This is a genomic window from Cystobacter fuscus DSM 2262 (genome assembly GCF_000335475.2).
GTDB lineage: Bacteria > Myxococcota > Myxococcia > Myxococcales > Myxococcaceae > Cystobacter > Cystobacter fuscus.
Window position 1 is genome coordinate 276879 of record NZ_ANAH02000010.1, and the last position, 21821, is coordinate 298699.

The window sequence follows — 21821 nt, forward strand, 5'->3', positions numbered from 1 at the left end:
CCGGGAAGAAGCCCGGGCCCGGCGCGTCCGCGCTACCGCAGACGCCAGATGCCGGTGGCGCGGCCGGGCAGGGTGAGGCTCCAGGCGGTGCCGCTGCGCGCGGGTGAGCCCATGGAGACGTCCGTGAAGAGGGGCTCGAGGGACTCGGCCTCCAACTCGAGCGGCCCCGTGGTCTGCGCGGTGTCGCCGAGGTTGTGCACCACGAGCACGCGCTCGCCGCCGAGCGTGCGCAGGAAGGCGAGCGTGGGCGCGCGGCCCCGGGTGGAGGTGAGCAGGGTGAGGCCGCCGCGCTCCAGGGCCGGCGAGGCATGGCGGACCCGGATGAGCTCGCGGTAGCGCGAGAGCAGCGAGCCCGGGTCGTTCGTCTGCGTGGCCACGTTGGTGCTCTCGTGGCCCGGGGCGAGCGCGAACCAGGGCGAGCCGGTGGTGAAGCCGCCCGTCGCGCTCGGGTCCCAGGGCATGGGGGTGCGCTTGTCCTCGTCCTTGGGGGTGGGGCCATTGGCCATACCCAGCTCCTCGCCGTAGTAGAGGAAGGGCGAGCCGGGCAGGGTGAGCATCACGGACGCCGCGGTCACCAGGGGCCCGGGCTTGCCGGCGAGCTGCGTGGCCACGCGGATGTTGTCGTGGTTGGTGAGGAAGGGCGTGTCCGCCACGCCCGCGGGGTAGCGGCTGCTCATCTCCCACAGCTTCTGGGCGATGCCGTTGCCGTCTCCACTCCGGGCCGCCTGGAGCAGTGCCTCGGCGAGCGGGAAGTTGAAGTTGAGCGGCAGCTCGTCCCCCTGCGGCAGCCGCTCCGTGGAGCCGTAATAGGTCGCGATGAGGGGCGTGGTGGTCCAGGCCTCGCCCACCAGCACCGCGTCGGGTTTCACGCTCCGCACGTGCTCGGCGAACTCCTTCCAGAAGGCGTGCGTCTCGGCGGTGTCGGCCTGTCCGGTGGGGCCTCCGCCCGTTTCGATGAGGTAGCGCGCCGCGTCCAACCGGAAGCCGTCCACCCCCTTGCCCAGCCAGAAGGAGGCGAGGCGTTTGACCTCCTCGCGCACCGCGGGCGTGCGCAGGTTGAGGTCCGGCATGCCGCCCCAGAAGACGCCGTAGTAGTAGGCGCGGTTGAGCGCGTGCCAGGTGGCGCCCGGGGCGGAGGGATCCCAGGGTTGCTTCCAGCCCAGATCCCTGTCGCTCCACACGTACCAGTCGCGCCGGGCCGAGTTGGGCGAGGACGCGGAGTCGATGAACCACGGGTGCTGAGAGCTGCTGTGGTTGATGATCAGGTCCACGATGACGCGCATGCCCCGGCGGTGGGCCTCGGCGCACAGGCGCTCCAGGTCCTCGTTGGTGCCGTAGTCCGGGTTGATGCGCTCGTAGTCCGTCACGTCGTAGCCGTGGTAGCTCGGCGAGGCGAACACGGGCATGAGCCACAGCGCGTCCACGCCCAGGTCCGTCGTGGTGCTCGGGTCTCCATCGTTGAGGTAGTCCAGCCGGGAGATGAGGCCGGGCAGGTCTCCCTTCCCGTCCCCGTTGGAGTCCTGGAAGCTGCGCACGAACAGCTCGTAGAAGACGGCGTGCTCGTACCAGGCGTCGCCCACGGGCGCGGCGAGTTCCACGCGGGGTGGCGGGGGAAGATTCGGGGAACCCGTGACGCAGGATGTCACGGCGAGCAGGGGCAGCAGACGCGAGGCGCGGGGCATGGTGCCGGTGGCTTACCAGCGTCCTTCGCTCGCGGGCCAGTGCCTGAGGTGAAGGAGTGTGTTCCCTCTGCTATACGCTCGCGAGGCACCGCGGTGCTTCCGCGTCTTCGTGAGGCGGTCGCGCCGGGGTGTCTGCCTTCACCCCCGATGGATGTCCGGCCGTCCGTGTCCGCGCGGCGGCTGGCTCACGCAAAAGGCGTATTCATGACCCCTGTATCTCCACTCCTCGGAAGAGTCCGGGCGAAGAGCCTGCTCTGTGCTCTGTCCCTGTTCTCGGCGGGAGCCGTCTCGGCGCAGCCCGCGAGCGTCACGCTCGTCGGCTCCGCGCCGTTGTGCGCTCCGGACGGCACGGCCTGCACCACGTCCCGCCTGGAGCAGGACGCGACCGACCTCGTCTGGACGAAGTCGTTCCCGCTGCTCGCGGGCCCCACCACCTTCCGCGCGGCCGTGGACGAGGCGGGCACGGTGTCCACCTATGGGCAGAAGGGCGAGAAGGATGGGGCCGAGTACTCGCTGACGCTTGGCCAGCCGGAGAGCGTCAAGTTCTACTACGACCCCGCGAGCCACTGGGTCACCACCAGCAAGTCCGTCATCGCCACCATCGCGGGCAGCTTCCAGAGCGAGCTGGGCTGCCCGGGTGACTGGGCGCCGGACTGCCTGCGCTCGTGGCTGACGGACGAGGATGGAGATGGCACCTACTCGTTCGTGGCGACGGCGCTTCCCGCGGGCAGCTATGAGTGCAAGGTCGCCATCAACGAGAGCTGGGATGAGAACTACGGGGCGAATGGCGAGAAGAGCGGCGGCAACATCGGCTTCTCCGTGCCCTCCTCGGGGATGCCCGTGGTCTTCACCTACAACCCCACGAGCCACGTCTTGAGCATCGAGGTCATCGGCGCGCCCAAGGGGGACATCGAGCGGGCCCGGGCCTACTGGGTGTCCGGAGAGCTGCTGGCCTGGAACGCCACGGGCACGGCCCCGCTTCCCGAGGGGGCCACCTTCCGGCTGCACCACGATCCCACGGGCGCGATGACGCTCGGGGCGACGGACATCTCGGGGGGCAGCGTGCTGCCGCTGTCGATCGAGCCCGCGGGGTTGCCTCCGCACATCGCCGAGAGGTTCCCGCACCTCAAGGGCATGACGGTGCTGCGCATCGCCGACGCGGATCTCATCCAGGTCAAGGACATCCTCAAGGGGCAGGTGGCGCTGTCGCTCATCAACGCCGGGAACAACGTGGTGAACGCCACGGGCTTGCAACTGCCGCTCGCGCTGGACGCGCTGTACGCCAACGACGAGGCCCTGGGCGTCACCTGGTCGGGCAACACCCCCACTTTCAAGCTCTGGGCGCCCACGGCGCGCAACGTGGCGCTGCTGCTCTACAACAACTCCAAGCCGGAGTCGGTGGGCACGCGCGTGGCCATGTCGCTCGATGCCGCCACGGGCATCTGGAGCGCGAAGGTCGACGGGAGCTGGCGCAACAAGTTCTATCTCTATGAGGTGGAGGTGTACGTCCCCTCGGAGAAGCGGGTGGTGAAGAGCCTGGTCACCGATCCCTACTCGCTGAGCCTGTCCCTCAACAGCAAGCGCAGCCAGGTGGTGAACCTCGCGGATCCGGCGCTCGCACCCGCGGGCTGGAACTCACTCCAGAAGCCCGCGCTCGACGCTCCCGAGGACATCGTCCTCTACGAGCTGCACGTGCGCGACTTCAGCATCCGCGACCTGACGGTGCCCGAGCCGAGGCGCGGCACCTTCCTGGCCTTCACCGAGCCGGAGTCCAACGGCATGAAGCACCTGCGGGGCCTCGCGCGGAAGGGCCTGACGCACGTGCACCTGCTGCCGGTGTTCGACATCGCCACCATCGAGGAGGATCGCTCCAAGCAGCAGGTGCCCGTGGGCAACCTCGCCGCCCTGCCGCCGGACTCCGAGGAGCAGCAGAAGGCGGTGGTGGCGGTGAAGGAGACGGACGGCTTCAACTGGGGCTACGATCCGTTCCACTACACCGTGCCCGAGGGCAGTTACGCGGTGAACCCGGATGGCAACTCGCGCATCGTCGAGTTCCGCCAGATGGTGAAGGCGCTGTCGGACAGCGGCCTGCGCGTGGTGATGGACGTGGTCTACAACCACGTCAATGGCTCGGGCCTGTCGGACACGTCGGTGCTCGACAAGGTGGTGCCCGGCTACTACCAGCGCCTCAACGGGGACGGCAACGTCGAGACGAGCACCTGCTGCCAGAACACGGCCTCCGAGCACGCCATGTTCGAGAAGCTCATGGTGGACTCGCTCGTCACCTGGGCGAAGTTCTACAAGGTGGATGGCTTCCGCTTCGACCTGATGGGCCACCACATGAAGTCCAACATGCTCAAGGTCCAGGAGCGGCTGCGCGCGCTCACCGTGGAGAAGGACGGCGTGGACGGCTCGAGGATCTACCTCTACGGCGAGGGCTGGGACTTCGGCGAGGTGGCGGGCAACAAGCGGGGCATCAACGCCACCCAGCTCAACATGACGGGCACGGGCATTGGCACCTTCAGTGACCGGCTGCGCGACGCGGCCCGCGGCGGAGGCCCGTTCAGCGGCCTGAAGGAGCAGGGCTTCATCAGCGGCCTCTGGTACGACCCCAACGCGACCACCTCCGGAACGCCCGAGGAGCAGCGCCAGCGGCTGCTGCACCACATGGATCAGATCCGCGTGGGCCTGGCGGGCAACCTGCGCGACTACACGCTCGTCAACAAGGAGGGCAACACGGTGAAGGGCTCGGAGGTGGACTACAACGGCCAGCCCGCCGGCTACACGTCCGATCCCCAGGAGGTCATCACCTACGTCTCGGCGCACGACAACGAGACGCTGTTCGACGCCGTCCAGTTCAAGGCGCCCGCCTCGGCCGACCTGGACACCCGGGTGCGCATGCACAACATGGGCTTGAGCCTGGTGGCGCTCGGCCAGGGCATTCCCTTCTTCCACGCGGGCGACGAGCTGCTGCGCTCCAAGTCACTCGACCGCGACAGCTACAACTCGGGAGACTGGTTCAACGCGCTCGACTTCACCTACACGACGAACAACTGGGGCGTGGGCCTGCCCCCCGAGGAGAAGAACAAGGACAACTGGCCCGCGATGAAGGAGCTGCTGGGCAACCCGGCGCTCAAGGCCACGCCGGAGCACATCCGCCGCGCGCACGAGCACTTCGGCGAGATGCTGAGCATCCGCAAGAGCGCGGCCCTGTTCCGCCAGCGCACCGCCCAGGGTGTCCAGGAGCACGTGAGCTTCCTGAACACGGGCCCCTCGCAGGTGCCGGGCCTCATCGTCATGAAGCTCCAGGACGGCTCGGCCGCCGATGGCGTCACCGACGTGGTGGTGTTCTTCAACGCCAACGACGAGCAGCAGAGCTTCCAGATCCCCGAGTACGCCAGCCGCGAGATGGTGCTGCACCCCGTGCAGCAGGGCTCGTCGGATCCGGTGGTGCGCGGCGCGTCGTTCCAGTCGGGCGCCTTCACCGTGCCGGGGCGCAGCACGGTGGTGTTCGTGAATCCGGGGCAGACGCCCCCCGAGGGGTCGGACGGCTGCGGCGGCTGCGCGGGGACCGGCGGCGGGGCCATGGGCGGTCTGGCCCTGCTGGCGGGTGGCCTGCTGCGCAAGCGGCGCCGTGCGTCGTGATTCACGGGCCGTGATGACGGCCCGTTGAGGGAAGAGCGGGGCCCCGGAGGGAAGTCCGGGGCCCTTTTCATTCCCGCACAACGCGAGCGCTTGCCGCGTGCGGCCCCGTGCGGAGTGGAGTAGAGGGAGCGGCCATGGATGAGAAGACGCTCACCCGATTGCTCGAGCAGGTGAAGGGCGGCAAGGTTTCCGTGGACGCCGCCGTGGGGCAGCTCAAGGACCTGCCCTTCGCCGAGCTGGGCTATGCGACGCTGGACACCCACCGCAGCCTGCGCTTCGGCTTTCCCGAGGTGGTGCTGGGCGAGCCGAAGACGGTGGAGCAGTTGCTGGGCATCGTGGCCACGCTGGTGGAACGCAAGCAGACGGTGCTGGTGACGCGGCTGCAGCCGGACAAGGCCGAGGCGCTCCTGGCCGCCCATCCCAAGGGCGAGTACCACGCCGTGGCGCGCATCTTCCACGTGAAGCAGGGCAAGCCCAAGGCGGGCCGGGTGGCGGTGGTGACGGCGGGGACGAGCGACATTCCCGTCGCCGAGGAGGCGGCGCTCACCGCGCAGGCCATGGGGGCCACGGTGACGCGCGTGTACGACGTGGGCGTGGCGGGCATCCACCGGCTCTTGCGGCGGCGCGAGGAGATTCAATCCGCGCACGCGGCGGTGGTGGTGGCGGGCATGGAGGGGGCGCTGGCGAGCGCGGTGGGAGGGCTCGTGGGCATCCCCGTGGTGGCGGTGCCGACGTCGGTGGGGTACGGGGCCAACTTCGGAGGGGTGTCCGCGCTGCTGGCGATGGTGAACTCGTGCGCCTCGAACGTGGCGACGATGAACATCGACAACGGCTTTGGTGGCGGCTTCTACGCGGCGCTCATCTCGCGCACGCGCGGGCAGCGCTGAGGGGCTCGGGCATGCGCAAGGTTCTCTATCTGGAGCCCGTGGGCGGCATCGCCGGGGACATGTTCCTGGCGGCGGGCATCGATCTGGGCGTGTCGCCGGAGGCGCTCTCGCGGGCACTCAGTGGGCTCGGGGTGCCGGGCTGGAAGCTGGCGGTGAGCCGGGCGGTGCGCCACGCCATCAGCGGCACGCACCTGGACGTGGTGCTGGACGAGCGCGAGGCGCATCCCCACCGGGCCTATGCGGACATCCGCGCGCTCATCGAGGCGGCGCCCACGCTGCCGCCCCGGGCCAAGGAGCGGGCGCTGGCGGTGTTCCGCGCCATCGGCGAGGCGGAGGCGAAGGTGCACGGGGTGTCGCTCGACGCCATCCACTTCCACGAGGTGGGCGCGGTGGACTCCATCGTGGACATCTGCGGGGCGGCGGTGGTGCTGGAGCTGCTGGGAGACCCGGAGGTGTACGCGGCGCCGCCGCCCTTGGGCAGTGGCACCATCCGGGTGGCGCACGGCAACATGCCCATCCCGGTGCCGGCCACGCTGGAACTGCTCCGGGAGCTGCCGGTGCGCTTCGAGGGCGTGGGCGAGCTGACGACGCCCACGGGAGCGGCGCTGCTCAAGGTGCTCACGCGCATCGCCCCGCCGCCGGCGGACTTCCGCATGGAGCGCATCGGCTACGGCATGGGGACGAAGGACTTCCGCGACCGGCCCAACGTGCTGCGCGCCACCCTGGGCCGGGCCGAGGGCCAGACGGAGGGCCTCTGGGTGCTCGAGGCGAACCTGGACGACAGCACGCCGCAGTTGCTCGGCTACCTGCTGGAGCATGCGCTGACGCGCGGCGCGCTGGACGCCTGGGTGGTGCCCGCGACGATGAAGAAGGCGCGGCCGGGCCATGTGCTGAGCGTGCTGGTGGAGTCGAGCGCGAAGGAGGTCATGGTGGACCTGCTGCTGCGCGAATCCACGACGCTCGGGGTGCGCTCCCATGCCGTGGAGCGGCGGGCCCTGGATCGCGACTGGGTGGAGGTCGAGACGCCCTGGGGTCCAGTGCGGGTGAAGCGCGGCCTGCGCGACGGCGTGGTGCTCAACGCCCACCCCGAGTTCGAGGACTGCCGCCGGGTGGCCGAGTCCGCCGGAGTTCCACTCAAGCAGGTGATGGCGGCGGCGCTGGTGGCGCTCGGTTCCGGGCGCTGACTCCCGCCGCTCCGTTCTCTTCCTCATTCCTTATTCCTTCCTTCCCCACGAGCCCATGAACCCGACCGTCATCACCGAACTGCGCTTCGAACCCCTCAACCTCCCGCTCACCGAGCCCTTCGCCATCGCCACGGGGGCCCCGGAACGGGCGGACAACGTGCTGGTGCGGCTCACCCTCGCGGACGGCACGGTGGGGCTGGGCGAGGCGGCGCCCTTCACGGCCGTCTCGGGTGAGACGCAGGCGAGCACGATCGAGGCCATGGCTTCCGTGCGCGACGCCCTCGTGGGCCGGGACGCGAGCGCCTGGAGGCCCATCGGCGCGTGGCTCGGGGAGGCGCTGCCCCAGGCTCCGTCGGCGCGTTGTGGCATCGAGCTGGCGCTGCTGGACGCGCTGGGTCGCCACCACCGCATGCCCCTGGCCACCCTGTTCGGAGGCGCGGGCAGCACGCTGGACATCGACATGACGGTGACGGCGGGAGACGAGGCGCACGCGGCCGCGTCGGCGCGGGCCATCCTCGCGCGGGGCATCCGTACCCTCAAGGTGAAGGTGGGCGCGCTGTCTCCCGAGGAGGACGTGCGGCGCATGGTCATCATCCGCCGGGAGGCGCCCGGGACCCGGCTGTTCGCGGATGCGAACGGGGGCTACACGGTGGCGGGGGCGCGGACCTTCCTGTCCGGCCTGGAGGCGGCGGGCGTTCCGCTGGCGCTCTTCGAGCAGCCCGTGCCGCGCGACGACTGGGAGGGACTGGCCGAGCTGACGCGCTCCTCGCGGGTGCCCATCTGCGCGGACGAGTCGGCGCGCACGGTGGCGGACGTGGTGCGCCTGGGCCGCGAGGGTGGCGCGCACGGGGTGAACCTCAAGCTGATGAAGAGCGGGGTGGTGGAGTCGCTGGCCATGTGGAACGTGGCGCGCGCCTTCGGCATGGAGTTGATGATGGGCGGCATGCTGGAGAGCACCCTGGCGATGAGCAGCGCGGTGCACTTCGCCGCGGGCCTGGGCGGTTTCGATTACGCGGACCTGGACACCCACCTCTTCATTCGCGAGCATTCCTTCCGCGGGGGGTTGCGGATCGAGGGGGGACGGGTGGACGTCGGTCACGTCCAGGCCGGCCATGGTGTCGAGCTGGAGTGAACGAGGACGGCACATGCTGGACGCACTGGTGGTGGGCGCTGGGCCGACGGGCCTGACGATGGCATCGGAGCTGGCGCGGCATGGGCTGAGCTGCCGCGTGGTGGAGCAGCTCACGGCCCCCTCGCCGCTCTCGCGCGCGCTGGCGGTGCAGGCCCGCACGCTGGAGATCTTCGAGGACCTGGGCATCGTGGAGCAGGCCCTCGCCCTCGGGCGTGAGGCCCTGGGCTTCAACGTATTGGGGAAGGGTGGGGTGCGCGCGCGCGTCTCGTTGCGGGGCTTCACCTGGCTGGAGACGCGCTACCCCTTCATCCTCATGCTCCCGCAGGACGCCACCGAGGCGCTGCTCACCGAGCACCTGGGCTCATTTGGCTCGAAGGTGGAGCGGGGCGTGGCGCTGGAGGGCTTCGAGCAGGGAGCGGACGGGGTCGTGGCCACCTTGAAGCACGAGGATGGCCGGACGGAGCGGGTGTCCGCGCGGTGGCTGCTGGGCTGTGACGGCGCGCGCAGCCGGGTACGCAAGGGATTGGGCCTGCCCTTCGAGGGCTCGACGTACGAGGACTCGTGCGTGCTGGCGGACGTGCGCGTCGAGTGGTCCCTGGGAGAGGGCGAGCTGTGCATCATTCCGTCCGCGCACGGCGTGGTGGGGGCCTTCCCCATGCCGGGCGAGCAGCGCTACCGGCTGTTCTTCATCCGGCCGCACGAGGACGCCGCCGACGCCGCCGACGACATGGCGTCCCTCACGCTGGAGGAGATCCAGGCGCTGGTGGATGAGATGGTGCCCGTGCCCGCGCGCGTGAGCGAGCCGCGGTGGATGTCGCGCTACCGGCTGCACAGCCGGGGCGTGGAGCGCTACCGCCAGGGCCGGGTGTTCCTCGCCGGCGACGCCGCGCACATCCACAGCCCCGTGGGCGGCCAGGGGATGAACACGGGCATCCAGGATGCCTACAACCTCGCCTGGAAGCTGGCGCTCGTTACCCGGGGCCGTGCGCCGGAGTCCCTGCTCGACACGTACGAGCTGGAGCGGCATCCCGTGGGACGCCATCTGCTGCGGGGCACGGACCGGGCCTTCTCCCTCATGGCGCGAGGGGGGCTCGGCGCGCGGCTGTTCCGTGCCCACGTGGTGCCCCGGGTCGCCACCCGCCTGTTCGGCAGTGCCGCCGCGCAGCGCCGCGTGTCGCGCTTCGTCTCCCAGCTCACCATCCGCTATCGCGAGAGCCCCCTGTCCACCGAGTCCCTGTGGGGCGAGGACGTGGGAGGCGTGAGCCGGCGGCGAGGCCCCGCGCCCGGGGAGCGTGTCCCGGAGATGCCCATCCGGGGGGAGGGTGTGGAGCGCCTGCACCAGGTGCTGCGCGGACCCGAGCACACGCTGCTGCTGTTCACGGGCCTGAAGTTCGAGGCCTCGCGGCGTGGGGAGCTGGTCGCGCTCGCGGGCCGGCTGGAGCAGCGCTACGAGCCCTGGTTGAAGGCGCGCGTGGTGGTGGCCGGAGAGGGCTCGCCCGCCGCCCGGGTGCTGGCCGACGAGGACGGCGCGGTGCATCGCCGCTTCGGCGCCGGGGCGGAGGGGTTCTACCTGGTGCGGCCCGACGGGTATGTGGGCCACCGCGAGTGGCCGCTCGAGACGACGCGGCTGGAAGCGGAGCTCGCGCGCCGGCTGGGCCGGTAGCTCAGGTCTCTTCCCGCGCGGGGGGACTGCTGCCCGAGGGCGCGGCGCTCAGCGTGCGCCAGGCGGTGGCCAGGAGGATGATGGTGCCGCCCACGAGCGCCCAGGGTCCGGGCCGCTCCCCCACGAAGAGGAAGGTCCACACGGGGTTGAGCACCGGCTCGAGCAGGATGAGCAGCGAGGCCTCCAGCGCGGGCGTCTCGCGCAGACCGCGCTCGAAGAGCGCATAGGCGCACCCGAGCTGGAACACGCCGAGGAAGACGAGCATGCCGAGATCCATCGCCGTGGGGCGGGGGCCCTCCAGGGCGGGCACGAGCGTGGCGAGGCCCGCGAGGACGTTGCCCCACACGAGCACGGAGGTGCCCTCGCCGCGGGTCGCGCGCAGCCCGAGGATGCACGAGGCGAAGGTGACGCCCGAGGCCAGGGCCACCATGTTGCCCCAGAACTGGCCGGGGTTGAGCTGGTCGAGGAAGAAGAGGCTCAGGCCGAGCAGGAACACGGGCACGGCCATCCACTCGCCGCGCGAGGGGCGCTCGCCGAGCACGAGGGGTGAGAGCAGCAGCACGTAGAGCGGCGCGGTGTCCTGCAGGAAGATGGCGTTGGCCGAGGTGGTGAGCTTGTTGGCCACGATGAACGTCACCACGGTGGCCGCGTAGGCCAACGTGGCCAGGAGCCCACGCGCCGAAGGCCGCTTGCGCCCCGCGGGCAGGGCGAGCGCGAGCGCCACGGCGGCGATGAGCGAGCGGCCGGAGGCGAGCTGCCAGGCGGTCAGGGTGGACAGCTTCACGAGGACGCCCGCGGTGGACCAGAGCGCGGCGGCGGCGAGCAGGTAGAGGCGGGAGGGGTGCATGGGCGGGACTCGGGCCCCTTAGCATGTCGCGACTGTCCGGTTCGTGGACGAGCTCGCAAGATTACTTTGCGCATTGCGTAAGGGTGCAGTCAGATGGACGCACTGGCTGTCCTGGGGAGGCAACGACATGGCCGAGAAGTGGGACAAGCAGTTGATGGACTTCCTCAAGCGCACGGGCGAGGAGCTCAAGCGTACGGGCGACGACCTCAAGACCGAGGCGCAGCGGCTGCTCGTGGAGGTGCAGGACCCGAACAACCAGGCCAAGGTGAAGGAGGGCCTGCAGAACCTGCGCGTCTGGGCGATGGCGACGGGCAAGCAGGCCGCGGAGCACCTGGAGTCCGCCGTGCGCCGCGTGGAGGAGACCGTCGAGGGGGCCTTCGACAAGCATTCGTCTTCCGCCTCCCCCCCGCCTCCGGTGCCTCCCGCGTCACGGACCCCGTCGGCGTCCCCCCCGCCTCCTCCGGTGCCCCCCACGCCTCCGGTGCCTCCCGCGGCCAAGGCGGCGGCCAAGGCGGGCGCCTCCAAGTCGATCGGCCGCAAGAAGCCCTCGGCCAAGACCGCTCCCGCCAAGACCGCCGCGAAGAAGCCGGCGGCCAAGAAGGCGAGCTCCCCCAAGTCGATCGGCCGCAAGAAGCCCGCCCGTCCGGCCTCCTGAGGTCCACGAGCAGCCGTCGGAGCGGGGCGTGGGGCCCTGGGCGTTGGATCAACCCGCGCCCCATGCCATAGTGCGCGCGTGGCCGGCTCGAACCGTGATGAGAAGGGCAGCATCCAGGCGGATATCTCTCAGGACGTCATCGACGAGGCGCTCAAGAGCGTCGAGCGGCGTGCCCATCCTCCCGCGAGTGAGGATGGGGATGTTCCCGAGGGGGGCAGAACGCTGGACGTGGATATCCCCGAGGGAATGACCCTGGAGGTGGACATTCCCCCGTCCGTCCTCGGCGAGGGCGGGTCCGGCTCGGGCCCGTCCATGGCCGCCCTGTCCGATACGCGCCAGCGTCTGGAGACCGTCCAGCGAGAGCTGGACGAGGCCCGCGCCCAGCTCGAGTTCAGCCAGACCAAGAGCCGCGAGACGATGGAGCGCCTCAAGGAGAGCCACGAGCGCGCCCTGCGTGCCACGGCCGACCTGGAGAACTACAAGAAGCGCGCGCAGAAGGAGAAGGAGGAACTCCAGAAGTTCGGCCTCGAGCGCCTGCTCAAGGACTTCCTCCCGGTGCTCGACAACCTGGATCGCGCGCTGGAGGCGTCCCAGAAGTCCACCGACTTCGAGGCCTTCCGCACCGGCGTGGAGATGACGCGCAAGCTGCTCGACAACGCCTTCGGCAAGCAGGGCGTCAAGGGCTTCTCCGCCGTGGGCCAGCCCTTCGATCCCCGCCTGCACGAGGCCATGCAGCAGGTGGAGAGCGCCACCGTGCCTCCGGGGCACGTCGTCTACGAGGCCGTGCGCGGCTACCTGCTCAATGATCGGCTCATGCGGCCCGCGCTGGTGGTGGTGGCGCGTGCTCCCGAGGGAGCGAAGCCCGAGCCGACGTCCAGCACAACGCCGGGGAGTGCGCCCACGGGGGGGGCCACTTCCGCGCAGCCCGGCAAAACACCCAGTGAGGGCCGATAGAACGCCATGGGCAAGGTCATTGGAATCGATCTGGGGACGACGAACTCGTGCGTGGCCGTGATGGAAGGCGGCGAGCCGGTGGTCATTCCCAACAGCGAGGGCAGCCGCACCACCCCCTCGATGGTGGGCTTCACCGAGTCGGGTGAGCGCCTGGTGGGGCAGATCGCCAAGCGGCAGGCCATCACCAATCCCGAGAACACCGTCTTCGCCGTCAAGCGGCTCATCGGCCGCAAGTTCGACTCGCCCGAGGCCAAGAAGGCCATCAGCGTGAGTCCCTTCCGCGTGGTGCCCAGCCCCAATGGGGACGCGTGGGTGGAGAGCCGCGGCAAGGGCTACAGCCCGCCGGAGATCAGCGCCATCGTGCTGATGAAGATGAAGCAGACGGCGGAGGACTACCTCGGCGAGCCCGTGACCGAGGCGGTCATCACCGTGCCCGCCTACTTCAACGACAGCCAGCGCCAGGCCACCAAGGACGCGGGCCGCATCGCCGGCCTCAACGTGCTGCGCATCATCAACGAGCCCACGGCCGCGGCGCTCGCCTATGGTCTGGACAAGGTGCGCGAGTCGAACGCCGAGCGCATCGCGGTGTACGACCTGGGCGGCGGCACGTTCGATATCTCCATCCTGGAGCTCAACTCGGGCGTCTTCGAGGTCAAGAGCACCAACGGCGACACGTTCCTGGGCGGTGAGGACTTCGATCAGCGCCTCATCGACTTCCTGGCCAAGCGCTTCGCCGAGCAGAACAACGGGTTGGATCTGCGCAGGGACCGCATGGCGCTGCAGCGCCTGAAGGAGGCCTCCGAGCGCGCCAAGCACGAGCTGTCCAGCGCGACGGAGACCGAGGTCAACCTCCCCTTCATCACCGCGGACGCCACCGGCCCCAAGCACCTCACCGAGACGATCGAGCGCACCACCTTCGAGTCCCTGGTGTCGGACCTGGTGGAGCGCTCCATCGAGCCGTGCCGCATCGCGCTCAAGGACGCGGGCATTCCCGCGCAGCAGATCCACCAGGTGTTGCTGGTGGGCGGCATGACGCGCATGCCGGCGGTGCAGCAGAAGGTGAAGGAGTTCTTCGGCAAGGAGCCGCACAAGGGCATCAACCCGGACGAGGTCGTCGCCGTGGGCGCGGCCATCCAGGGCGGCGTGCTCAAGGGCGAGGTGAAGGACGTCCTCCTCCTGGACGTGACGCCGCTGTCCTTGGGCGTGGAGACGGCGGGCGGCGTGTTCACGAAGATCATCGACAAGAACACCACCATCCCCTGCAAGAAGGGCCAGGTGTTCTCCACCGCGGTGGACAACCAGCCGCTGGTGAGCGTGCACGTGCTGCAGGGCGAGCGCGAGATGGCGGTGGACAACAAGACGCTGGCGCGCTTCGAGCTGGTGGGCATTCCCCCGGCGCCCCGCGGCGTGCCGCAGATCGAGGTCTCCTTCGACATCGACGTCAACGGCATCGTGCACGTGAGCGCCAAGGACCTGGGCACCGGCAAGGTGCAGCAGGTGCGCGTGGTGGGCAACTCGGGCCTGAGCGAGTCGGAGATCCAGTCGATGATCTCCGACGCCCAGGCCAACCAGTCCAACGACAAGCTGAAGAAGGAACTGGCCGAGCTGCGCAACAACGCCGACTCGCTCATCTACACCACGGAGAAGAGCCTCGAGGAGTACGGCAACGTCCTCCAGGAGAAGGACCGCACGGAAATCAAGGCCGACGTGGACCACCTCAAGGAGACGCTCAAGGGGTCGGACGCGGCGGCGGTGCGCGAGGCCTACCAGAAGCTGGAGACGAGCGCCTACCGCATCGCGGATGCCCTCTACGCCGACCAGTCCAAGGCGAGCTCATGAGGTGACGGGGGCCTCTTCCCGGGGCCCTCGTCTCCGGTGTTCAATACGGCTCGTGGAATTCCCTTCGCTTGAAGCCGAGGTCGCCTTCCTGCGCGGCCTGACCGCCGTGGTGCGGATGGCGGACGACATCCTCGAGGACTGCCTGGAGCGGGGGTTGAGCCTCGACGCGGCGGTGGATGTCTTCCTCACGCAGTGCGCCCGGCTGGTGCACGCCTCGGCGGGTTTCATCAGCCTCCGGGGCACCACGGGGCCGGTGCTCACCCGCGTCTCGGGCCGGCTGGGGGTGGACGTCTTCGAGGCCGCGGGCTGGAAGGGCTGCCGCCGCCTGTCCCCGGAGCGCGTGCTCTTCTGTGCTCCGCTGGCGCTCGGCCGCCTGGAGCTGGGCTCGATGGGGCTGGTGGTGGACGGCCGCTTCGACGATGGCGGCGCGCTGGTGATGAAGCTGGTGGACGCCATCGCGGATCAGCTCGACAACGCGCTCCTGGCCTTCATCGCGCTGGCCGAGGGGCGCAACGTGCTGGAGCGCCTGGACGAGCTGGCTCCCGAGGATCCCCTGTCGGGAACGCGCGGACGGATTGGCCGCTATGAGCTGGTGACGCCGCTGGGCTCGGGCGGCATGGCGCAGGTGCTGGTGGCGCGCACGCGGGGGCCGGAGGGGCTCGGCCGGCTGGTGGCGCTCAAGCGCATTCTCCCCCACCTGGCGTCGGATCCGGACATGGTGAAGCAGTTCCTGGACGAGGCGCGGATCGGCCTGCGGCTGTCCCACCCCAACCTCATCACCTTCCACGACTTCGGTGAGTCGCAGGGGGCCTACTTCCTGGTGATGGAGCTGGTGCGCGGGGTGGATTTCGATCGGCTGCTGGCGGTCACCCGGCCCTCTCCGGCGGTGGTGGTGTCCATCGTGGTGCAGGCCCTCCACGGCCTGCACGCGGCCCACCGTGCGCGCGGCGAGGATGGGCACCCGATGCAACTGGTGCACCGGGACCTGTCCCCGCACAACCTGATGGTGGGCTTCGACGGGCGGGTGAAGGTGCTGGACTTCGGCGTGGCCAAGGCGCGCGCCCAGCGCACGGTCACGCTGCCAGGCATCGTCAAGGGCAAGCCGCTCTACATGTCTCCGGAACAGGCCCGGGGACAGGCCCTGGATGCGCGCAGCGATCTCTTCGCCATGGGCCTCATCCTCTACGAGGCCCTCACCGGCACGCGCGCCTTCGACCGGGGCGATGAGCTGGAGTCCATGCACGCCATCTGCCTGGACCGGTTGACCCGGCCCGAGGGCATGTCGCTCGGGCTGTGGGAGGTGATGGACAAGGCCCTGGCCAAGAAGCCGGAGCAGCGCTTCTCGCATGCGCTCCAGATGGCCGAGGCCCTGCTGCGGGTGTGCCCCCCGGCGCGGGAGAGCGACGTGGGGCAGCTCATGGCCACGCACTTCCCCGAGCGCCTGCACGGCTTCGAGCGCCTGGAGCGCGTCCACCTCGGCCCGGGCAAGCTGTCCGGTCCGCCGACGGGGGCGCCGTCCCCCACCGTGCGGGGGGACGCGAAGCGCTGAGGCTCAGTATCCGCGCTTCTTCGGATCCTGCTCGCCGCTGAGGTTCAACCGGCGCCCGGAGTTCGGGTCGGCGTCTCCCCGCATGTTCAGCCGGCGCGTCTCCTCGTAGAGCTCGTCCTCGACGATGACGGTGGGCTCCTGCTCCGGGGTCGAGGCGCGCATCTCGGGCCGGGTGCCCTCGTGGCGCAGGGGCAGGCCGATTCCCGGCTCCTGGGGGAGGACCTTCGGCGCGGGCCGCTCGACGGCGCGGTCCCGGGCCCGATCCTCTTCCGTCAGGAAGGGGCTGGCCTGGGCGCCTTCCGTGTTGCGTGCTCCGATGCCCTGGTTGCCCAGGTCCTCGGTCCGCAGGCCCTCGATGCGGCGGCTCATGGGCAGGGCCGCGTAGGCGTCCGGGTCGCTCCGGGCCATGTCCCGCTCCACCGCCGCGCTGCTGGCGGGGGCGCTTCCGACCCGGCCCGAGTCCAGGGGATCGATGTCGTGGATTTCACTGGTGGAGAACGGACGCAGACTGTCCTTGCCATGGGCCAGGATGATCTCCCCATCCACGATGTCCCCGACTTCCGAGTAACGCACGGAATAGTCCTTGGGGAAGAAGAGTCCCTTCTCGATGTGGAATTCGCTCTCGCCCACGGCGTACACCCTGCCCAACCGGTGCCCGTCGACGCTGCGAACGGTCATGCCTTCCTTGATTCCCTCGCGTTGATACATGATCCGCCTCCTCGCGGTTGGCTCCAAGGGGAAGATGGAGATCCCTCCTGGGGAAGGGCAGCTTTACGCAGGCCGTCACGGGGGAGGGCTCGGTGGGCTGGCGGCTCCGCGGGGGACGGGAAGGCTGTGTTTGGGGGTGAGAAAAGGTACTGGGAGGCCCGGGGGAGTGGTTGCGTGCTTGACCCCTCTGGCGGCTCCCCATACAAAACCTCGGCTTTGCCGCACACCCTGGCCTCGTGAGGACGCCCCCATGCGCCGTTTCACTCCGCTATTCCTCGCAGTGTTCGCGCTCTTTTCGGCTGCCTGCGAAAAGAAGTCGCAGCCTACTCCCGCTGGTACGGACTCTCAGGGCCAGGCCGCCCAGCCTGCTCCCACGGGGGGCACGCCGCCCGCCGCCGATACCCTGTTGCTGGGCGAGGTGAGCAGCCTCACCGGCTCCCAGGCCACCTTCGGTGTGTCCACGCAGCGCGGTGTGGAACTGGCCGTCAAGGAGGCCAATGCCGCGGGCGGGGTGAAGGGCAAGAAGCTCGCGGTGCGCGTCTACGACAACCAGAGCAAGCCCGAGGAGGCGGCCCAGGCCACCACCCGCCTCGTCACCCAGGACAAGGTGCTGGTCATCCTCGGCGACGTGGCTTCGTCCAACTCCCTGGCCATGGCCGAGAAGGCGCAGGCGGCCGGGGTGCCGATGATCACCCCCGCCTCGACCAACCCGTCCGTGACGGAGAAGGGTGACTACATCTTCCGCGTCTGCTTCATCGACCCGTTCCAGGGCTTCGTGATGGCGAAGTTCGCGCGCGAGAACCTGAAGCTGGACCAGGTCGCCGTCCTCCAGGACAACAAGAGCGCCTACTCCATCGGCCTCAAGGAGGTGTTCACCCAGAAGTTCTCGGAGATGGGCGGCAAGGTGCTGACCACGGAGAGCTACTCGCAGGGCGACACCGACTTCCGCGCGCAGCTCACCGCCATCAAGAAGACGAAGCCGCAGGCCATCTACGTTCCGGGCTACTACAACGACGTGGGCCTCGTCGCCCGCCAGGCGCGCGAGCTGGGTCTGTCGGTGCCGCTGCTGGGCGGGGACGGTTGGGACTCGGAGAAGCTGTTCGAGCTGGCCGGCGACGCGCTGGATGGCGCCTACTTCTCCAATCACTACTCGCCGCAGAACCCGGATGAGCGCGTGAAGAAGTTCATCGCGGACTACACGGCGGCCTACGGTGGCACGCCGGACGCGATCGCGGCGCTGGCGTATGACTCGGCTCGCGTGGCGATCGCCGGCATCGAGAAGAGCAAGGACCTGACGGGCGCCTCCATCCGCGACGCCATCGCCCAGACGAAGGACTTCCCGGGCGTGGCTGGCACCATCACGCTGGACGAGAAGCGCAACCCCGTGAAGTCGGCGGTGATCCTCAAGGTTGGCGAAGGCAAGGCCAACTTCGTCACCACTGTCAAACCGTAATGTCCCAGCTCATCCAGCATCTCATCAACGGCATCGCCGCGGGCACGATCTACGCACTGGTCGCGCTCGGCTACACGATGGTGTACGGCGTGCTCAAGCTCATCAACTTCGCCCACGGCGACGTGATGATGGTTGGCGTGTACATGGGCTACGCGACGGCCTTGATGCTCGGACGGCAGGCGCGGGGCTCGGTGGGCGGCGTGCTGCTCATCTTCCTCGTGGCCATGGTGGGCTGCGCGCTCCTGGGTTTCCTCATCGAGCGCTTCGCCTACCGGCCGCTGCGCGAGAAGCCTCGGCTCACCGCGCTCATCACCGCCATCGGCATCTCGTTCACGCTCTCGTACGGCTTCCAGTTGGACATCGGGTTCCTGCCGGGCTCGGCGCCGCGCGCCTTCCCGCAGATCATCAAGCCGGCGCAGTGGTTCACGCTCGGCGACCCCGAGTTCCCGGATGTGGTGCTGTGGAACTGGCAGGTCATCTCGCTCATGGTGGCGGTGGCGCTGATGGCGGGCCTGCAGTTCCTCGTCTACCGCACCCGCTTCGGGCGGGCGATGCGCGCGGTGTCCTTCGATCACCGCGTGGCGGCGCTGATGGGCATCCCCACCGATCGCATCATCTCGGTGACCTTCATGATCGGCAGCGCGCTGGCGGCGGGAGCGGGTCTGCTCTACGCCATCAAGGACACCTCGGTGAGTCCGCTGATGGGGCTGTACGTGGGCCTCAAGGCCTTCGTGGCGGCGGTCATCGGGGGCATCGGCAACGTGCCGGGCGCCATGGTGGGCGGCCTGCTGCTGGGGCTCGTGGAGGAGTTCGTGGTGGGCTATGCGGCGAGCACCTGGCGTGACGCGGTGGCCTTTGGCTTCTTGATCCTCGTGCTGCTCGTCCGTCCCGGAGGCCTGTTCGGCCGGGTCGCGGCGGAGAAGGTCTGACGCCGAGCATGGAACCGGACCTCGACGTGTCTTCTTCCTCCCGGGTGCCGCCCTCGCTGCGCGGCATCCTCCCGTTGCTCATCGCGCTCCCGGTGCTGCTGGTGCTGGAGCTGTTGCTGCGCGACTCCCCCTTCGCCTCCTACCTCCTGTCCGTCATGGGGGTGAACGTCCTGCTCGCGGTGAGTCTCAACATCGTGAACGGGATGACGGGTCAGTTCTCCATCGGCCACGCGGGGTTCATGGCGGTGGGCGCCTACATCTCGGGCATCACGTCGCTCGCGTTGGAGGACGTGGCCATCTCCTTCCTGCCGGTGGCGGTGAGCGACCAGGTGTTCCTGCTGGTGTCGCTGCTGGTGGCGGGTGGCGCCGCGGCGCTGGCGGGCTTCCTGGTGGGCCTGCCCTCGCTGCGCCTGCGCGGGGACTACCTGGCCATCGTGACGTTGGGCTTCGGGGAAATCATTCGTGTCGTGGTGACCAACACCGAGGCGTTCGGCCGCGCGCTGGGGTTGAGCGGCATTCCCCAGACGTCCTCGGTGGCCATGGTGGGCCTGTGGGTGTTCCTGAGCGTGCTGGTGGCGCGCCGCATCGCCGGCTCCAGCCACGGTCGCAGCCTGCTGGCCATCCGCGAGGACGAGGTGGCGGCCGAGGCGATGGGTGTGAACACCACGGGCTACAAGGTGCGCGCCTTCGTGGTGTCCTCGTTCTTCGCGGGCGTGGCGGGCGGGCTGTTCGCCCACTTCGTGCCCATCATCAACCCGGGCTCCTTCACCTTCGTGAAGTCGATGGAGGTGGTGGTGATGGTGGTGCTCGGGGGCCTGGGCTCCACCACGGGCGCCATCGTGGCGGCGGTGTTCCTCACCCTGCTGCCCGAGGTCATGCGCTCGGTGTTCTCCCTGGTGGGCTCGGAGAGCACCCTGGCGCAGCAGGTGGATCAGATCCGCATGCCCGTCTACGGCCTGTTGCTGGTGGCGCTGATGCTGGCGCGGCCCCAGGGGTTGTTCGGAACGAAGGAACTGTGGGACGTCGTGCCACGCTGGCTGCCTCGGCGCCGCAAGGGGATGTGATGAGCGGACCACTGCTCGAAGCCGTGGGAGTGAGCATCCAGTTCGGAGGCCTCAAGGCGCTCTCGGACTTCAACCTCGCCATTCATCCGGGAGACCTGCAGGGGCTCATCGGTCCGAATGGCGCGGGCAAGACGACCGCGTTCAACGTGCTCACCGGCGTGTACCGGCCCACCCAGGGCGAGGTGCGCGTGAACGGGGTGCGGGTGAACGGGCGGCTGCCGCATCAGATCAACCAGGCGGGGCTCGCGCGCACCTTCCAGAACATCCGCCTGTTCCGGGCGCTCACGGCGCTGGACAACGTGAAGGTGGCGTGCCGGGCCCAGGGCGCGCTGCACCAGAACGGCCAGGTGGGGATGGGGGCGAAGCTGCGCGAGGCCCTCGGCAACTACCGCGACTGGTGGCGGGCGATGCTGCTGACACCGGCCTTCCAGGCCGAGGAGCGCGAGCTGACCCGGCAGGCCGAGCACCTGCTGGAGGTGATGGGGCTCGCGCATCGCCGGAACGAGGAGGCGCGCAACCTGCCCTACGGCGAGCAGCGGCGCCTGGAGATCGCCCGGGCGTTGGGCACGCGGCCGCGGGTGTTGCTGCTGGACGAGCCGGCGGCGGGCATGAACACGCGCGAGAAGGCGGACCTGATGGTGCTCATCCGCAAGCTCCGGGATGACTTCCAGTTGGGCATCCTCGTCATCGAGCACGACATGAAGCTGGTGATGGGCATCTGCGAGAAGATCACGGTGCTCGACCACGGCGAGAAGATCGCCTGGGGAGCGCCGGCCGAGGTGCGCAGTGACCGCAAGGTCATCGAGGCGTACCTGGGAGACAGCTATCTGGAGTCGCAAGGACAGTCGCACGGAGGCCCGGCGTGAGCGAGGCGCAGGTGAAACTGTTGGGCACGCGCCCCGAGTTTCCACCGCTGCTGGCGGTGGAGGGGTTGAAGGTCTCCTATGGGGCCATCCAGGCGCTGCGGGGCGTGACGCTGACGGTGGGCAAGGGCGAGGTGGTGGCGCTCATCGGCGCCAATGGCGCGGGCAAGACGAGCACGCTGCGCGCGGTGAGCGGGATGCTCAAGCCGGTGGGCGGGCGCATCTCCTTCCTGGGTGAGGACATCACCGGGAAGAAGGCGCACCAGCTGGTGCCCAAGGGCATGGCGCACGCACCCGAGGGCCGGGGCATCTTCCCGAACCTCACGGTGCTGGAGAACCTGGAGCTGGGGGCCTATCTGCGCAAGGACGCGGACGGCATCCAGGCGGACCTGGAGAAGAGCTACACGCTCTTTCCGCGGCTCAAGGATCGGCGCAATCAACTGGCGGGGACGCTGTCGGGAGGCGAGCAGCAGATGCTGGCCATTGCCCGCGCGCTGCTCAGCCGGCCCACGCTGCTGCTGTTGGACGAGCCCTCGTTGGGGCTGGCGCCACAGGTGACGGAGAGCATCTTCCGCAACCTCCGGGACGTGAACGCCGCGGGGGTGAGCATCCTGCTGGTGGAGCAGAACGCCCACCTGGCGTTGAACTTCGCCCACTACGGCTACGTGCTGGAGACGGGCGAGGTGGTGATGGCGGGAGCGGGCAAGGCGCTCTTGGACAGCCCGGAGATCCGCAAGGCCTACCTGGGCGAGTAACAGGGCTCGCCC

17 protein-coding genes are annotated in these 21821 nt (G+C 69.6%); 14 read left to right on the plus strand and 3 right to left on the minus strand.

Going from position 1 to position 21821, the window contains the following annotated elements:
- Window positions 1-32: 32 nt before the first annotated feature.
- The gene (locus tag D187_RS19530; protein ID WP_002632159.1) at window positions 33-1682 is read right to left on the minus strand and encodes an alpha-amylase family glycosyl hydrolase; all 1650 of its coding nucleotides are present in this window, start codon (window positions 1680-1682) and stop codon (window positions 33-35) included.
- Window positions 1683-1886: 204 nt separating this feature from the next.
- On the opposite strand from D187_RS19530, the gene pulA reads away from it, so the two are divergent.
- The 5 genes from pulA to D187_RS19555 all read left to right on the plus strand — a co-directional run bounded on the left by pulA (window position 1887) and on the right by D187_RS19555 (window position 10193).
- Window positions 1887-5327, plus strand: a complete 3441-nt coding sequence (pulA, locus tag D187_RS19535) for a pullulanase-type alpha-1,6-glucosidase (protein ID WP_002632160.1) — start codon at window positions 1887-1889, stop codon at window positions 5325-5327.
- A gap of 134 nt (window positions 5328-5461) precedes the next feature.
- The gene (gene larB, locus D187_RS19540; RefSeq protein ID WP_002632161.1) at window positions 5462-6214 is read left to right on the plus strand and encodes a nickel pincer cofactor biosynthesis protein LarB; all 753 of its coding nucleotides are present in this window, start codon (window positions 5462-5464) and stop codon (window positions 6212-6214) included.
- An 11-nt stretch (window positions 6215-6225) separates the two neighbouring features.
- Window positions 6226-7398, plus strand: coding sequence for a nickel pincer cofactor biosynthesis protein LarC (larC, locus tag D187_RS19545; RefSeq protein WP_002632162.1), 1173 nt, complete (start codon window positions 6226-6228; stop codon window positions 7396-7398).
- A gap of 55 nt (window positions 7399-7453) precedes the next feature.
- Complete coding sequence (locus D187_RS19550) at window positions 7454-8530, plus strand: dipeptide epimerase (RefSeq protein ID WP_002632163.1); 1077 nt, start codon at window positions 7454-7456, stop codon at window positions 8528-8530.
- Between the two features lie 13 nt (window positions 8531-8543).
- Window positions 8544-10193: an FAD-dependent monooxygenase gene (locus D187_RS19555; protein WP_002632164.1), complete on the plus strand. Its 1650-nt coding sequence runs from the start codon at window positions 8544-8546 to the stop codon at window positions 10191-10193.
- Window position 10194: 1 nt separating this feature from the next.
- Here the strand turns inward: D187_RS19555 and D187_RS19560 are convergent, their stop codons facing one another.
- A complete protein-coding gene (locus tag D187_RS19560; protein WP_002632165.1) occupies window positions 10195-11040 on the minus strand; it encodes a DMT family transporter in 846 nt (281 codons plus the stop codon).
- Between the two features lie 127 nt (window positions 11041-11167).
- Here D187_RS19560 and D187_RS19565 point away from each other — a divergent pair, with 127 nt between their 5' ends.
- From D187_RS19565 to D187_RS19580, 4 genes are all read left to right on the plus strand, one after another.
- Window positions 11168-11695 carry a hypothetical protein gene (locus D187_RS19565; RefSeq protein WP_002632166.1) on the plus strand — a complete coding sequence of 176 codons (528 nt, stop codon included), beginning with the start codon at window positions 11168-11170 and terminating at the stop codon, window positions 11693-11695.
- Between the two features lie 78 nt (window positions 11696-11773).
- A complete protein-coding gene (gene grpE / locus D187_RS19570) occupies window positions 11774-12649 on the plus strand; it encodes a nucleotide exchange factor GrpE (RefSeq protein ID WP_002632167.1) in 876 nt (291 codons plus the stop codon).
- A gap of 6 nt (window positions 12650-12655) precedes the next feature.
- Entirely contained in the window at window positions 12656-14488 is a 1833-nt protein-coding gene (gene dnaK / locus D187_RS19575) for a molecular chaperone DnaK (RefSeq protein WP_002632168.1), read from the plus strand.
- Between the two features lie 52 nt (window positions 14489-14540).
- Window positions 14541-16037 (plus strand): serine/threonine-protein kinase, encoded by a 1497-nt coding sequence (locus D187_RS19580; RefSeq protein WP_002632169.1) that lies wholly within the window; start codon window positions 14541-14543, stop codon window positions 16035-16037.
- A 3-nt stretch (window positions 16038-16040) separates the two neighbouring features.
- Here the strand turns inward: D187_RS19580 and D187_RS50110 are convergent, their stop codons facing one another.
- Complete coding sequence (locus D187_RS50110) at window positions 16041-16745, minus strand: hypothetical protein (RefSeq protein WP_002632170.1); 705 nt, start codon at window positions 16743-16745, stop codon at window positions 16041-16043.
- 250 nt (window positions 16746-16995) lie between these two features.
- On the opposite strand from D187_RS50110, the gene D187_RS19590 reads away from it, so the two are divergent.
- Genes D187_RS19590 through D187_RS19610 form a run of 5 tightly spaced genes read left to right on the plus strand, consistent with a single transcriptional unit; the run spans window position 16996 to window position 21809 of the window.
- Window positions 16996-18198, plus strand: a complete 1203-nt coding sequence (locus D187_RS19590; RefSeq protein ID WP_002632171.1) for an ABC transporter substrate-binding protein — start codon at window positions 16996-16998, stop codon at window positions 18196-18198.
- The gene (locus D187_RS19595) at window positions 18198-19127 is read left to right on the plus strand and encodes a branched-chain amino acid ABC transporter permease (RefSeq protein ID WP_002632172.1); all 930 of its coding nucleotides are present in this window, start codon (window positions 18198-18200) and stop codon (window positions 19125-19127) included. Before D187_RS19590 ends, D187_RS19595 begins: the two co-directional genes overlap by 1 nt.
- 8 nt (window positions 19128-19135) lie before the next feature.
- Entirely contained in the window at window positions 19136-20191 is a 1056-nt protein-coding gene (locus D187_RS19600) for a branched-chain amino acid ABC transporter permease (protein WP_043430606.1), read from the plus strand.
- Window positions 20191-21057, plus strand: a complete 867-nt coding sequence (locus tag D187_RS19605; RefSeq protein ID WP_002632174.1) for an ABC transporter ATP-binding protein — start codon at window positions 20191-20193, stop codon at window positions 21055-21057. The genes D187_RS19600 and D187_RS19605 overlap by 1 nt, the downstream gene beginning before the upstream one ends.
- Window positions 21054-21809, plus strand: coding sequence for an ABC transporter ATP-binding protein (locus tag D187_RS19610; protein ID WP_002632175.1), 756 nt, complete (start codon window positions 21054-21056; stop codon window positions 21807-21809). Before D187_RS19605 ends, D187_RS19610 begins: the two co-directional genes overlap by 4 nt.
- The last annotated feature ends 12 nt before the right edge of the window (window positions 21810-21821 follow it).